Genomic DNA, 14,108 nt, shown 5'->3' on the forward strand with positions numbered 1-14,108 from the left:
TTATAAGTATTATTAGTGTTTATGTCAATCTTAATATTTTCATCTTACTTATACGGATGTCGCCCCTTGACCACCATCGATTCGATAATAGGAACCACTAATAAATGAAGCTTTATCTGAAGATAAGAATAACATAAGGTTCGCTATCTCCTCAGCTGTCGCATAACGATTCATCGGTACAGATGCTTCGAATTGAGCTCTAGCTTCTTCTGCCTTATCACCCATTGCATTCTTCTCAATACTTCGCATCATTTCTGTGTTAACTCCTGAAGGTGCAACCGCATTGACGCGCACACCATGCTCCGCCATTTCTAGTGCCGCTGTTTTATTTAATCCAATTACAGCATGTTTAGAAGCAACATATGCACTCATACCAGGAGCTCCTAATAATCCACCATTAGACGCAGTGTTAATAACTACACCAGATTTTTGTTCTTTCATTACTTGTAGTACATACTTCATTCCAAAAAATACACCCATAACATTAACGTCAAATACATTACTAAAATTCTCTTTTGTTTGTTCTGTGATGTTATTAAATTGACCATTGATTCCTGCATTATTAATAAATATGTCTATCATTCCATATTTTTCTTTTGTTATATCCACATAATTTTGTACATCTTCTTCTTTTCCAACATTTGCTGTAATTAATAGAATTTCTTGAGTATCAATTTCATTAGCAGCCTTCTCTAATGCTTCATTTTTAAGATCTACTAGTGCCAATTTTGCTCCTTCACGAGCATATGCTTTTGCCACCTCTAAACCTATCCCTCCGGCACCTCCGGTAATTAATACAACTTTATCTTTGAACATATCTTTAACTCCTTTAACAAACTAGATTTTATTATAGTTTTAACTAATTCGAATACAATATGCTTATTAAGTATCCAATTTATATTAATTAAAAATATTCTTTACTAGTTAAATAAAGTATGGTATATTCAACAAAATTACATATGTGATGAAGATTCATATATGTGAATTAAAGGAGGTGATAGTATGTCTGTAAAATCTGCCAAACGCGCATTAGACATTCTAGACTTATTAGCAAGATATACAGATGGGTTATCAATTAAAAATATTGGCGACAAGTTAGAATTGCCACAAAGTAGTACGTTTAACCTTTTAAAAACATTACATAACGAAGGATACGTTCGACAAGATGGTATGAAACTATATTATTTAGGTGAAAAGTTAATACCATTAGGAACAAGTGCTTTAGAATCATTAAATATACATACGGTAGCAAAACCTTATTTAACCAATCTTATGAAAGCGGTTAAAGAGACTGTGTTTATGGCAATGTTATCTAAAGATGAGCTAGTATATATTGCAAAAATGGATGCTGACAGATCAATACGCACGACTGCACAACCTGGATATAAAAAGCCAATATATTGTACTGGACTTGGTAAGACGTTCTTATCTTTTATGCCTGAAAGGGAAAAAAATGAATTATTAAATCGCATTACCTTAAAGAAAATCACTGCAAATACAATTACTGATAGAACTCAATTAGAAGATCAACTGCAATTGTTTCAAAAACAAGGATATAGCGTTGATGATGAAGAAAATGAAGATGGCTTGTACTGTTTAGCTGCTCCAATATTCGATAGTCAGAGACAGCTTTTAGCAGCTATAAGTGTTGCAGGACCAAAAGATAGAATGATAAAGCAAAAAGAATCTACTATTACAAATCTTAAAAAAACAGCCCAACTTATTTCTAATGGGATGGGATATGTATAAAGAAAGGAGTACGGAAAATTGGATGTTATTGGAATCGGAGAAACAATGATATCACTAACCCCAAATAGGAATGGACTTATTAGACAGACATCCTCCTTTGAACCACGTGTAGCTGGTACAGAAACCAATACATTAATCGGATTAAGTAGACTGGGCCATAGTACTGGTTTTATAAGTAGATTAGGTGACGATGAATTGGGCGCGATGGTATTAAAAGAATTACGAGGAGAAGGTGTAGATACCACTTTTATTGAATTTGATTCGAGTCATCAAACTGGATTATTTCTAAAAGAAATTATTAACGAGTCCGATGTTCATGTTTATTATTATCGCGAACATTCAGCAGCTAGCCAAATGAATCCTAATCTACTTGACGAAAGTTATATTTCTTTAGCTTCTTATCTTTTTATAACTGGAATTACTCCAGCGATTAGTGAAAGTTGTAAACAAACTATTTTTACAGCAATAAACATGGCTAAAAAAAATGGTGTAAAAATTGTCTTCGATCCAAATATTCGTAAAAAACTCTGGTCAGAAATAGAAGCGAGGGAAACATTACTCGATATATTAAAGTTGTCCAATATTGTCTTACCAGGAATTAGTGAAGGTCAATTTTTATTCGATAGTAATGACCCAGAAGAAATAGGTGAAAAATGTATGGAGTTAGGTGCAGAGTTAGTTGTTGTCAAACTCGGTGAAACAGGAGCCTATTATTGTACAAGTGATCAAAGTGATCATGTCCCTAGTTTTCCAGTAAAACAAGTGAAAGATCCTGTTGGTGCTGGAGATGCATTTGCAGCTGGTCTATTATCGGGGCTAATTGATGAATTAAGTGTTAATGAAGCAGTAAAACGCGCATGTATCACTGGTGGATATGCTACAACTTATGTAGGAGATTATGAAGGGTTTCCAGATAGGTCTCACTTTGAACGTTTGTCCAGTCTATCTTCGAGCGAAGATGTAAGTCGTTAATTTTAGTGATAAGAAGGAGGATATTGCTATGGATATTTTAAAACGAGTCGAAACAGAAAAGCTAATTGCTATTATACGTGGTTACAATACTAATGAAACTATTAAAATAGCAAAAGCTCTATATGAAGGTGGAATTAGATTACTCGAAGTTACTCTTAATAGTGATAATGCTTTAGATACAATAGGTGCATTACATTCACACTTAGAAAAGGATGTTCTTATCGGTGCAGGAACCGTACTTGACTCCGAATCGGCTGTGTTAGCAATAAAAGCTGGAGCAAAATTTATAATATCTCCAACATTGGATGTAGAAACAATTAAAGCGACTAAAAGATATGGCGTGATTAGCATACCCGCTGCTTTTACTCCTACTGAAATATTAACCGCCGTAGAGGCAGGAGCAGATATTGTTAAAGTTTTTCCAGCATCCTCATTAGGACCAAATTATGTTAAAGATATTCATGGTCCTTTACCACATATAAAATTACTTCCTACAGGAGGTGTAAATGTCGAAAATGTAAACGAATTCATTAAAAAAGGTGCGATTGGAGTAGGATTAGGCAGTTCCTTAGTACCTAATACGATAAAAGTCACAGATGAATTCTTAGATCAAGTAACAAACAATGCAAAGCAATTTACAATCAAAAATGAAAACGTTATAAATTGGAGTTGATCATATGAAAATAACAGATTATAAAATATATCAGGTACCACCTCGATGGTTGTTTTTAAAAATAGAAACAGATGAAGGAATTGTAGGTTGGGGAGAACCAGTTATTGAAGGTAGAGCATCTACAGTGAAAGCGGCAGTTATAGAACTTATGGAAAATTTGATTGGCAAAGATCCTCAAAGAATTGAAGATCATTGGAATCTAATGTACCGCTCCGGTTTTTATCGAGGCGGCCCAATTTTAATGAGTGCTATTGCTGGAATTGACCAGGCATTATGGGATATTAAAGGAAAATTCTTCAATGCACCTATCCACCAGTTACTAGGTGGAGCCTGTAGAGATTCAATAAAAGTATATTCTTGGATTGGGGGAGACAGACCTTCAGATGTTGGAGCAGCTGCTAAAGAAGTAGTAGATAGAGGTTTCCAAGCAATAAAAATGAACGGGACAGAAGAACTACAATATATTGACTCCCATCAAAAGATTGATGCAGTTATAGAAAGGATTGCTGCTGTCAGAGAATCGGTTGGTCCTTATATTGGAATTGGGATTGATTTTCACGGACGTGTCCATAAGCCGATGGCAAAAATTTTAGCAAAAGAATTAGAGCAATTTAGACCAATGTTTATCGAGGAACCCGTACTTCCAGAAAATAATGAAGCATTGAGAGATATTGCTAATCATGTAACTACTCCAATTGCAACAGGTGAGAGAATGTTCTCTCGCTGGGATTTCAAAAAGCTTTTATCAGATGGATATGTAGACATAATTCAACCAGATCTATCTCATGCAGGTGGAATTACAGAAGCGAAAAAAATCTTTTCAATGGCAGAAGCTTATGACGTTGCAGTAGCTCCACATTGTCCATTAGGGCCAATTGCTCTTGCAGCATGCTTACAAGTCGACGCTTCCTCGCATAATGCGTTTATTCAAGAGCAAAGTCTAGGAATACATTATAACGTAGGAAACGATTTATTAGACTATATTGTTGATAAAGATGTTTTCACTTACGAAAATGGCTATGTCACCATCCCAGATGGACCTGGATTAGGTATTGAAGTAAATGAAGAATATGTTATAGAGAAAGCAAATGATACAGAGAACTGGCGTAATCCAATTTGGAGACACAAAGACGGCTCAATTGCAGAATGGTAGTATTTAATATTTAAAATTTTGATTACAAAGGAGGATTACTTATGTCAAATACTACTATGTTGATTTTGGTTACGATACTAGGTATAGCCCTGTTACTGTTCTTGGTTATGCGGTCAAAGCTCCAAGCTTTTGTTGCATTACTTATTTCTAGTATCTTTATAGGTGTTTTATCGGGAATGGACTTAAATGATCTTATAGCTACCATGGAAGAAGGCATGGGAGGAACCTTAGGTTTCATTGCAGTTGTAGTTGGTCTAGGAGCTATGTTCGGTGAAATGCTTCGAGTTTCTGGAGGAGCAGAACGTTTAGCATTAACTTTAGTTAATAAATTTGGTGATGGAAAAGTTCAATGGGCACTTGGTTTAACAGGGTTTATTGTAGCAATTCCAGTTTTTCTTGATGTTGCTCTGGTAATCTTAATACCAATTGTGTACAGTTTAGCTCAAAAAACTAAAAAATCATTATTATATTTTGGTATACCTTTACTTGCAGGGCTAGCCGTTACTCATAGTTTCATACCACCTACTCCTGGACCAATATCGGTCGCTTCTATAATAAACGCCGATTTAGGATGGGTAATTTTATTTGGTGCTATAGCAGGTTTGCCAGCGATGATTATAGCAGGACCAATATTTGGTAAATATATTTCTAAAAAAATTCATTTAGAAGTTCCCAAGTATATTGTAGATAAAGAATATCTTGAAAATGAGGTAGAAAAAACAAACCGAGAATTACCAAGTTTTAAAACTGTATGTCTATTAATATTAATTCCACTCTTTTTAATACTAATTAACACTGTATTTGGGTTAATATTAGAAGAAGGAACGTTTGTACATTCATTCCTTACATTTATCGGACATCCATTTATCGCGTTAACTATATCTACCCTATTAACCTTCTATATTTTGGGTACAAAAAGAGGATACACTAAAGAAGAAGTACAAAATATTGCTACGAAATCATTAGAACCTGCAGGTATTATTATACTTATTACTGGTGCAGGTGGAGTTTTTAAACAAACTTTAATTGATAGTGGTGTAGGTGACGTATTAGGTAATATGTTAGCGACATCAAACCTTCCATTAGTATTAGCAGCGTTTATTATTTCAACATTTGTACGGATTGCCCAAGGTTCAGCTACAGTTGCAATGATTACTGCTGCTGGGTTAATGTCACCGATTATTAATTTGATGGAAGTCTCTGAACCTATGTTAGGGTTAATTGTAATATCCATAGCGAGTGGTGCTACAGTGTTCTCACATGTGAATGATTCTGGATTCTGGTTAGTTAACAGATTTTTCGGGATGACAGAAAAGCAAACACTACAAACATGGACAGTAATGGAAACTATCATTGGTTTTGTTGGATTTGCAGTTGTATTTGCAATCAGCTTCTTTGTCTAGCATATAAAAATATAGTAGTAGGTTGGAATAGAGCAAAAAATTTTATGAAATGACGGATGATAATAAGAATAAGCGCAAGAAATATACGTAGACCCCAGATTGCGTTAACAAACGGAGCCTACCAGCTGCTCCTGGAAAGCGTAGTATATTCTGAAGCAGGGTTAAAACCATTCATGAATAAATGATTTTTGTCCCAACCTCTACTAACTTTCAAATGTAATTAGTAATTTTACAATGCTATTTTTATATGTTTTTTTCAACTTCCTTTAACGATTTTTCACGTAACTTAAATTTTTGAATCTTTCCTGAAGCAGTCATTGGATACTCATCTGTAATAAAGATATGTTTAGGAATTTTGTACTTCGAAATTTGCCCATTACAAAACTCTCTTATCTCATCAGATGAGCTAACCACACCCTCCTTTAAGATAATCCAAGCATGAACTTCTTCTCCAAATTTTTCATGTGGTACACCAACAACCTGTGCATCTAGTATTTTCGGATGTTTATATAATAATTCTTCAATTTCACGAGGATAAATATTTTCTCCACCACGAATAATCATATCTTTCAATCTTCCAGTTATTTTACAATAACCATTTTCGTCCATTACTGCGAGGTCACCCGTATGTAGCCATCCTTCTTCATCTATTGTTCGTTGAGTGGCTTCGAGGTTTTTATAATAACCTCTCATTACGTGATATCCTCTTGTACAGAGCTCCCCTTGTGTATAACGTGGTACTTCCTCATTTGTAGCTGGATCTATGATTTTGACTTCTATGTTTGGTAATGCCTTACCAACTGATTCTACTCGCAGCTCGATAGGATCATTTGTTCTTGTTTGTGTAATTACTGGTGATGATTCTGTTTGTCCATAACAAATGGTTATCTCAGTCATATTCATTTTATTCATTACATTTTTCATTACTTCCACTGGACAATTAGAGCCTGCCATTACTCCTGTTCGTAGTGTACTTAAATTATATTGTTCAAAGTTTGGATGATTTAATTCAGCAATGAACATTGTAGGCACACCATGAAGCGCTGTAACATTTTCCTTCTCTACCGTTTGTAAAACTTGCTCCGGTTCAAATTCTTGGATAGGTATCATAGTTGCTCCTACACTAACCGCTGCTAATGTACCAATAACACATCCAAAACAATGAAAAAATGGTACAGGTATACATAACCGATCTTCTGCAGTCAATCTCATACAGGAAGCTATATTATATCCGTTATTTGTGAGATTTCTATGTGTTAACATCACGCCTTTTGGAAAACCTGTTGTTCCTGATGTATATTGCATATTAATAACATCATTTGGATCGAGGTTTTGAGATTGGGTAACTAATTCCTCATGTGTAATTTCTACTGCCTTCTCAATAATATCATTCCAAAGGAAAGTTCCTGGATACCTTTTTTCCCCCATAATTACAACGTTCTTTAAAAGGGGTAATCGTTCAGATTTCAATTCACCTGGTTCTGATTCATGTAATTCTGGACAAATTTCATATAAAGTATCAATATAAGAGTGATCCCGATAATTTTCTATCAAAAATAGAGTTGTAGAATCAGATTGCTTAAGTAAATATTCTAATTCATTTGCACGGTAGCTCGTGTTTACCGTAACAAGAACTGCACCCATTTTTCCAGTTGCATATTGAAGCGTTAACCATTCAGGAGTATTTGTACCCCATACAGCTACGTGTTCCCCTTTTCCAATCGACAAAGCCATTATCCCTCTTGCAACCTTCTCACATAGATGATTAAATTCTTTATATGTGTATCGTAATCCACGATCTGAATATACAACAGCCTCTTGTCCTGGCATTTCATCAGCACGGTCTTGAAGTAATTGTCCTACTGTTTTATGAATTAATTCTGTCATAACATCTTCTCCTTTTTATAACTTCATATAATTCAATCAAGCATTAAAAGTAACCGCTTACAATTTTATATAAATCCCTCCTCAAATATGAATTAATGAACTTTTGCATTATTTTATCATAGATATTCTCTCTATCCAATTAGTTTTCTGAAATATCTTAATTATTATCAACTTAATCATAAAAAGATAAAATAAACACTCTAATCAATCTCATAATAAGTTACTAGGTAAAAAATTTAAGCAGGTACGACTATAACTAATAAGAAAAAGAAAATCTCTTTTCCTTATGGATTTTTTCTACAATCCGAACATTAATAATAAAGACAGGACAAAACAAATACTCTCATGAGTAATATTGTTATGTCCCATCCAATCTTTAATATTATTGTACTTGAAGAAGAAAATACTTTTTCTTCCCTCTACGAATAACAGTGAATTTACTTCCTAAATGGTCCTTTTCATCCACATGGTAATCCATTTCCTGCACGCGGTCACCATTAATGTAAATCGCTCCATTTTTAACATCTTCACGTGCTTGTCGTTTTGATGATGATATTTTCGAATCGACGAGTAAATCAATTAAACCAATAGGTTCACGTGTAATAATATGATTTGGTACATCTTTAAACGCTTGTTCTACTTCTCCAACATTTAACTGTTTAATATCCCCATTGAACAATGCATTTGTAATACGCTTCGCTTGTTCTAATGCAGCTTCATCATGAACGGTTTTCGTCATTTCTTCTGCTAAACGTTTTTGAGCAACACGTTTTTCAGGTTGTGTTTCTACTTCTTTTTCAAGTTCAGCAATTTCTTCTACAGATAAGAAAGTAAAGTAACGTATAAAACGAATAACATCACGATCATCCGTATTATACCAAAATTGATAAAACTCGTATGGTGAAGTTTTTGCTGCATCAAGCCAAATAGCATTTCCAGCTGTTTTACCAAATTTTGTTCCGTCTGCTTTTGTTATTAGTGGCACTGTCAAACCGAATACTTCAATATTCTCATCATGGTTTTCACGTGAACGGCGGATGAGTTCCATACCTGCAGTAATATTCCCCCACTGATCACTTCCACCAATCTGTAAGGTACAGTTTTCCTCTTCATAAAGTTTTAAGTAATCCAATGATTGTAAAATCATGTAACTAAATTCTGTAAAGGTAATACCTTGTTCAATTCGTGCTGATACAGATTCTTTTGCTAACATATAATTTATACCAAAATGCTTCCCTGCATCACGTAGAAAATCAATTATTGTCATATTACCTAACCAGTCATGATTATTACGTGCTACTACCGCATTTTCGCTTGAGTTACTTTCCATATCAACCAATTTAGCAATTTGTTGTTGAAGTTTCGAAGTGAATCCATTTACCACTTCTGGAGCGTTTAAACTCCTTTCACTTGATCGACCACTAGGATCACCAATCATCCCTGTTCCGCCTCCAACAAGGGCAATTGGTTTATGACCTGCTTGCTGGAATCGTTTCAACATCGTTAAAGGTACTAAATGTCCAATATGCAAACTATCTGCCGTTGGGTCAAATCCACAATATAATGTTACTTGATTATCTTGTAAATGTTTCTTTAATCCTTCACGATCTGTAGTTTGATGAATCAAACCTCTGCTTTCTAAATCTTGTAAAATATCCATGTAATCACACTCCAAAATTTATATTTTTCAAATAAAAAACTCGTCTCTTCCTGAAATGGAAGGGACGAGTTGAATTCGCGGTACCACCCTTGTTGCTGGATTACCAGCCACTTGGAATTGTTAACGATGTTTCCACCGATCTCTAAATAAGAGAATTACTCCAGATTGTAATTCACTTGCAAATATATACTGACTTGCACCACCCGTCAGTTCTCTTTAATAGTGATTTGCATAGCTACTTCGATCCTTCTTCGTATTTAACTTTATTGTATGATACTATTCATAGCATAATCGTAACCGGAATGCAACAATTTAATAATCTACGCTCCTAAAAAATTTGTCATATGCTATAATAGTTTAGAGAATTTAGGAGGTCTATACATGAATATGAAAGAAAAACTACTACGTTTTTGGGATACATTAAAGCGTTGGTGGCATGAAGGTATCGTCCAACGAACTTCTAGAATTACATATGATGTAGTTTGGAATATTATCTTATTTACTTGCGTTATCATGTTCATCGGATTCTTTTTAGTTGGAGGTATCGGTTTAGGTTACTTCGCATCGTTAGTAAAAGATGAACCTATTCGAGATAAAGAATCTATGGCAATGGATATTTATAATTATTCAGAAACATCAAGTATTTATTTTGCTGGAGAAGTATATGCAGGTGATATACGTTCTGATCTATATCGGGAAGATACTACATTGAAAGAAGTGTCTCCAATCTTAATTGATGCTGTCATTGCTACTGAGGATGAGTATTTTATGGAACACGAGGGTGTTGTACCTAAAGCTATTCTAAGAGCAATGGTACAAGAATTGACCAATTCTTCTATTCAAACAGGTGGTAGTACACTAACACAGCAATTAATCAAGAATCAAATACTAACAAATGAAGTTTCGTTTGAAAGAAAAGCAAAAGAAATATTACTTGCTATGCGATTAGAACAATTCTTCGAGAAAGACGAAATTATGGAAGCTTATTTGAATATTATTCCGTATGGTCGTAACTCTTCTGGTCGTAATATCGCAGGGATTCAAACAGCGTCTCAAGGCATATTTGGTGTGGATGCAAGTGAACTTTCACTTCCACAAGCGGCTTATTTAGCCGGATTACCACAAAGCCCTTCTGTTTATACACCATTTTTAACGAGCGGTGAAATAAAAGATGAGGACGGCTTACAACCTGGAATAAATCGAATGAAAACTGTTCTAAATCGTATGCATGATATGAATTACATAACAGATGAAGAACTGAACGAAGCGTTAGAATATGATATTGCACAAGATTTCACCGAAGGAAAACCATCTATTGTTGATCAATATCCATATCTTACATTCGAAGTTGAAAAACGTGCAAAAGATATCATTAAAGATGTTCTAATGGAGCAAGATGGCATTACGAAAGAAGATATAGATGAAGATGAAAATCTAGAAGCAGAATATGAAGAGGTAGCAGAACGCGCGATGCGTATGGATGGTTATGAAATTCACACGACTATTGATAAAGGAATCTATGATGCGATGCAGGAAGTAGCCCGTAACTATGAAAATTATGGCTACGATCGTACATTTACAAAAACTAATGATGAGGGCGAATCATATGAAGTAACAGAGCGAATACAAACCGGTGCAGTAATGATTGAAAATAGTAGCGGTCGCATTGTGTCATTTGTAGGTGGAAGAGGTCATGATGAAGACCATTCGAACAACTATGCATTTAATACGGTACGATCGATTGGGAGTACAAGTAAACCAATTCTTGTCTACGGTCCTGCAATGGAAGCAGGAGTTGTACAACCAGGAACACCAATTGCAGACTATCCTAAAACATTTGGTAATTACAAAGTATCCAACTATGGTGGCGGAAGTTATGGTATGGTATCCGCACGTAAAGCACTGGAAAGTTCCTACAACATTCCGGCAGTTGATACGTATATGAGAATAATTAATGAAGATCCAGCTGCAAATTATTTGGAAAAAATGGGAGTTACTTCGTTAACAGAAGGTGACCATTATCATCCTTCACTCAGTTTGGGCGCTATGGATCATGGCATTAGTGTGGAAGAAACTGTGAATTCATATAGTACTCTAGGTAACAATGGTAAATTTGTAGACGGCTATATGATTGAGAAAATTGTTAATCCTGACGGGGAAGTAATCTATGAACATGAATCCGAACCTGTGGAGATATTTAGTCCGCAGACAAATTATTTAACACTCGATATGATGCGAGGCGTAGTTTCAAATGGTACTGCAAGATACCTGAATTCCCAGTTAAATAATACAACTGTCGATTGGGCTGGAAAAACAGGAACTTCCCAAGAGTATAAAGATGCTTGGTTCATGGGCACCAATCCAAATATTACAATGGGGACTTGGATAGGATATGATACTCCGTATTCGATTAATGCACAGAATCACCCCCTTTCTTATAGTCATAGAAACTTGCAGCTCTGGGCAAAACTGATTAATGCAGCTGCAAATGAAAACCCAGAATTAGTCACACCTACTGATCGTTTTGAACGTCCGGGAGGAATCGTCGAACGCAGTTATTGCGCGATTTCAGGTATGCTCCCATCAGAACTTTGTGAACAAGCAGGGCTAGTGAAAACCGATTTATTCAATGAAAAATATGTTCCATCGGAAAAAGACGATAGTTTAATTTCTGGTAGCTACGTTGTAGTGGATGGAAAATCGGTGAAAGCTGGTCCAAATACTCCTTCTGAATTTGTGGAAGGTGATGGATTAATGTTCAACCCTGAATGGTTGAAACGTAAGGGCTATGATAATCTCAATGACATTAGTCAACTTTACCCAAGAACAGAAAGTGAAAAATGGGAAAAAATTGCTGCCCCAAGTGGTTCTGTAGGTTCATCCATCGAAGACGATGGTAAGGCTCCTGCAAGTCCAAGTTCCATAAAGAAATCGGGAAGTAATTTAACATGGAACACATCTTCTAGTAAAGATGTAGTCGGTTATCGAGTGTATCGCTCTAGTGAACCAGGTGAAAACTTCAAAAAAATCGGAAGTACCACTTCAACAAGTTATGACATTGGGAATGATAACGGTGTATATATCGTACGCGCAGTCGATTATTTCGGTGAAGAATCCGATAATTCCAGTGAGGTTATTGTTGGTGAGACATCAGATAAAGAAGAGGAAACTCCTGATAATGAGACGAACGATGAGTCTGAACGTAATGAAGAGAATGAAGATGAAAATTCTGATGAAGAAACAGATGAAAGTAATAACGAAGAATCTGAATCTGAATCCGATGAAGAGTAGAACCTTTCATTAAGAATAAGATGAACACCCTCTAACTAGAAGTTAACTCTAATTAGTGGGTGTTTTTTATTAACGACTAGATACTCGGTTATTTAATAATCAGCATATCCTGCTCATCAAATTCCCACATATCCCCGTAAGCAACTTCCCATAAATGTCCATCTGGATCTTGAAAATAACCGCTATATCCTCCCCATTCAACTTTTTCTGGTAATTTCACAATTGTTGCTTCGGCTTTTTTTGCCAAAATAAATATCTCGTCAACTTCTTGTTTTGATTTTGCATTATATGCTAATGTTACTCCACTAAAAGCTTTATTTTCTAATGATGGTGGGTTTTGTTTATAAATATCCTTTGCTAACAAATCAATTGGATACAAGGAAATTTTTGAACCATTATTGTTAAAAAATACAACATCTGGATCTTCTGAATCCCCATAAATTTTCACATCAAATCCTAATCCTTCCTTATAAAAATTAATGCTTTTCACGATATCACGAACACCTAATGTTACTAAATTTAATCGGTTCATAGTTATACTCCTTATAATTTGATGTCTTTAATGTACTATTTTTTTATATAAATTTCAAAAAATACTAAAAACAAGTTTTCGTTTCCTGTATAATAGAAATTGAAATATTATGTATTACAACAGGTGGTGAATTAATGGAACATACAAAGAAACACCATTCTATCTCCTATTCAACGAAACTTGGTCAAATCACGATTGAAGGACCTATTCCGCGCAAAGAACTAGAAAAATATGAATTTCATTCTGAACTAACAGCTTTTCGTCCCGCTCCTAAACAATTTGAAGCTTTATTGGATATTGCTGAGTTCCCTGAAGGAAGAATTATTGTTGCAAGAACAGAAGATACCATCATTGGGTATGTCACTTATCTTCATCCTGATCCATTAGAAAGATGGTCTACATTTAATATGGAAGTGCTCATTGAATTAGGAGCAATTGAAATTATCCCTGCATACCGTGGTGCAAGAGTAGCATCAAATTTATTAAAAGTATCCATGATGGATAATTATATGGAAAATTACATTATTATATCAACAGAATATTATTGGCATTGGGATTTAGAAGGTACAAACTTAAGTATTTGGGAATATCGTAAAGTGATGGAAAAAATGATGGCTGCTGGTGGACTATTACCAGCTCCTACAGATGATCCAGAAATTATTTCTCACCCAGCAAACTGCTTAATGGTGCGAACCGGTAAGAATGTTACCCAAAAGTCAATTGAACAGTTTGACGTACTACGCTTTTTAGGAAGATCAAAATATAGAAATATGAGAGAGGGTCTTTAA

At 35.0% G+C, this 14,108-nt stretch carries 11 protein-coding genes and 1 other annotated feature; of the genes, 7 read left to right on the forward strand and 4 right to left on the reverse strand.

What is annotated here, in order from left to right:
• Positions 1-48 precede the first annotated feature (48 nt).
• The gene (locus C794_RS11710; RefSeq protein WP_017797324.1) at positions 49-816 is read right to left on the reverse strand and encodes an SDR family NAD(P)-dependent oxidoreductase; all 768 of its coding nucleotides are present in this window, start codon (positions 814-816) and stop codon (positions 49-51) included.
• Positions 817-1,002: 186 nt separating this feature from the next.
• Between C794_RS11710 and C794_RS11715 the strand changes: the two genes are divergently transcribed.
• Genes C794_RS11715 through C794_RS11735 form a run of 5 tightly spaced genes read left to right on the forward strand, consistent with a single transcriptional unit; the run spans position 1,003 to position 5,950 of the window.
• Entirely contained in the window at positions 1,003-1,749 is a 747-nt protein-coding gene (locus C794_RS11715; RefSeq protein ID WP_017797325.1) for an IclR family transcriptional regulator, read from the forward strand.
• A gap of 18 nt (positions 1,750-1,767) precedes the next feature.
• On the forward strand, positions 1,768-2,721 hold the full coding sequence (locus tag C794_RS11720; protein ID WP_017797326.1) for a sugar kinase: 954 nt from the start codon (positions 1,768-1,770) through the stop codon (positions 2,719-2,721).
• A 28-nt stretch (positions 2,722-2,749) separates the two neighbouring features.
• Positions 2,750-3,394: a bifunctional 4-hydroxy-2-oxoglutarate aldolase/2-dehydro-3-deoxy-phosphogluconate aldolase gene (locus C794_RS11725; protein WP_017797327.1), complete on the forward strand. Its 645-nt coding sequence runs from the start codon at positions 2,750-2,752 to the stop codon at positions 3,392-3,394.
• Between the two features lie 4 nt (positions 3,395-3,398).
• Positions 3,399-4,547: a galactonate dehydratase gene (gene dgoD / locus C794_RS11730; protein ID WP_017797328.1), complete on the forward strand. Its 1,149-nt coding sequence runs from the start codon at positions 3,399-3,401 to the stop codon at positions 4,545-4,547.
• A gap of 41 nt (positions 4,548-4,588) precedes the next feature.
• The gene (locus C794_RS11735) at positions 4,589-5,950 is read left to right on the forward strand and encodes a GntP family permease (protein WP_017797329.1); all 1,362 of its coding nucleotides are present in this window, start codon (positions 4,589-4,591) and stop codon (positions 5,948-5,950) included.
• A gap of 243 nt (positions 5,951-6,193) precedes the next feature.
• On the opposite strand, the gene C794_RS11740 is transcribed toward C794_RS11735, so the two are convergent.
• Both C794_RS11740 and tyrS read right to left on the reverse strand, forming a co-directional pair.
• The gene (locus C794_RS11740) at positions 6,194-7,837 is read right to left on the reverse strand and encodes an AMP-binding protein (RefSeq protein ID WP_017797330.1); all 1,644 of its coding nucleotides are present in this window, start codon (positions 7,835-7,837) and stop codon (positions 6,194-6,196) included.
• A 382-nt stretch (positions 7,838-8,219) separates the two neighbouring features.
• Complete coding sequence (tyrS, locus tag C794_RS11745; protein WP_017797331.1) at positions 8,220-9,497, reverse strand: tyrosine--tRNA ligase; 1,278 nt, start codon at positions 9,495-9,497, stop codon at positions 8,220-8,222.
• 57 nt (positions 9,498-9,554) lie between these two features.
• Positions 9,555-9,758 (reverse strand) — a binding site (T-box leader).
• Between the two features lie 120 nt (positions 9,759-9,878).
• On the opposite strand from tyrS, the gene C794_RS11750 reads away from it, so the two are divergent.
• Complete coding sequence (locus tag C794_RS11750; protein WP_017797332.1) at positions 9,879-12,788, forward strand: transglycosylase domain-containing protein; 2,910 nt, start codon at positions 9,879-9,881, stop codon at positions 12,786-12,788.
• 88 nt (positions 12,789-12,876) lie between these two features.
• On the opposite strand, the gene C794_RS11755 is transcribed toward C794_RS11750, so the two are convergent.
• Positions 12,877-13,320, reverse strand: coding sequence for a VOC family protein (locus tag C794_RS11755; protein WP_017797333.1), 444 nt, complete (start codon positions 13,318-13,320; stop codon positions 12,877-12,879).
• Positions 13,321-13,454: 134 nt separating this feature from the next.
• On the opposite strand from C794_RS11755, the gene C794_RS11760 reads away from it, so the two are divergent.
• Complete coding sequence (locus C794_RS11760; RefSeq protein ID WP_017797334.1) at positions 13,455-14,108, forward strand: GNAT family N-acetyltransferase; 654 nt, start codon at positions 13,455-13,457, stop codon at positions 14,106-14,108.

The organism is Oceanobacillus kimchii X50 (assembly GCF_000340475.1).
In the GTDB taxonomy this organism is placed as follows: Bacteria; Bacillota; Bacilli; order Bacillales; family Amphibacillaceae; genus Oceanobacillus; species Oceanobacillus kimchii.

Coding starts and splice junctions, on each gene's coding strand:
- C794_RS11710 (WP_017797324.1), bottom strand. CDS start 816: ATGTTCAAAGATAAAGTTGTATTAATTACCGGAGGTGCCGGAGGGATA.
- C794_RS11715 (WP_017797325.1), top strand. CDS start 1,003: ATGTCTGTAAAATCTGCCAAACGCGCATTAGACATTCTAGACTTATTA.
- C794_RS11725 (WP_017797327.1), top strand. CDS start 2,750: ATGGATATTTTAAAACGAGTCGAAACAGAAAAGCTAATTGCTATTATA.
- dgoD (WP_017797328.1), top strand. CDS start 3,399: ATGAAAATAACAGATTATAAAATATATCAGGTACCACCTCGATGGTTG.
- C794_RS11735 (WP_017797329.1), top strand. CDS start 4,589: ATGTCAAATACTACTATGTTGATTTTGGTTACGATACTAGGTATAGCC.
- C794_RS11740 (WP_017797330.1), bottom strand. CDS start 7,837: ATGACAGAATTAATTCATAAAACAGTAGGACAATTACTTCAAGACCGT.
- tyrS (WP_017797331.1), bottom strand. CDS start 9,497: ATGGATATTTTACAAGATTTAGAAAGCAGAGGTTTGATTCATCAAACT.
- C794_RS11750 (WP_017797332.1), top strand. CDS start 9,879: ATGAATATGAAAGAAAAACTACTACGTTTTTGGGATACATTAAAGCGT.
- C794_RS11755 (WP_017797333.1), bottom strand. CDS start 13,320: ATGAACCGATTAAATTTAGTAACATTAGGTGTTCGTGATATCGTGAAA.
- C794_RS11760 (WP_017797334.1), top strand. CDS start 13,455: ATGGAACATACAAAGAAACACCATTCTATCTCCTATTCAACGAAACTT.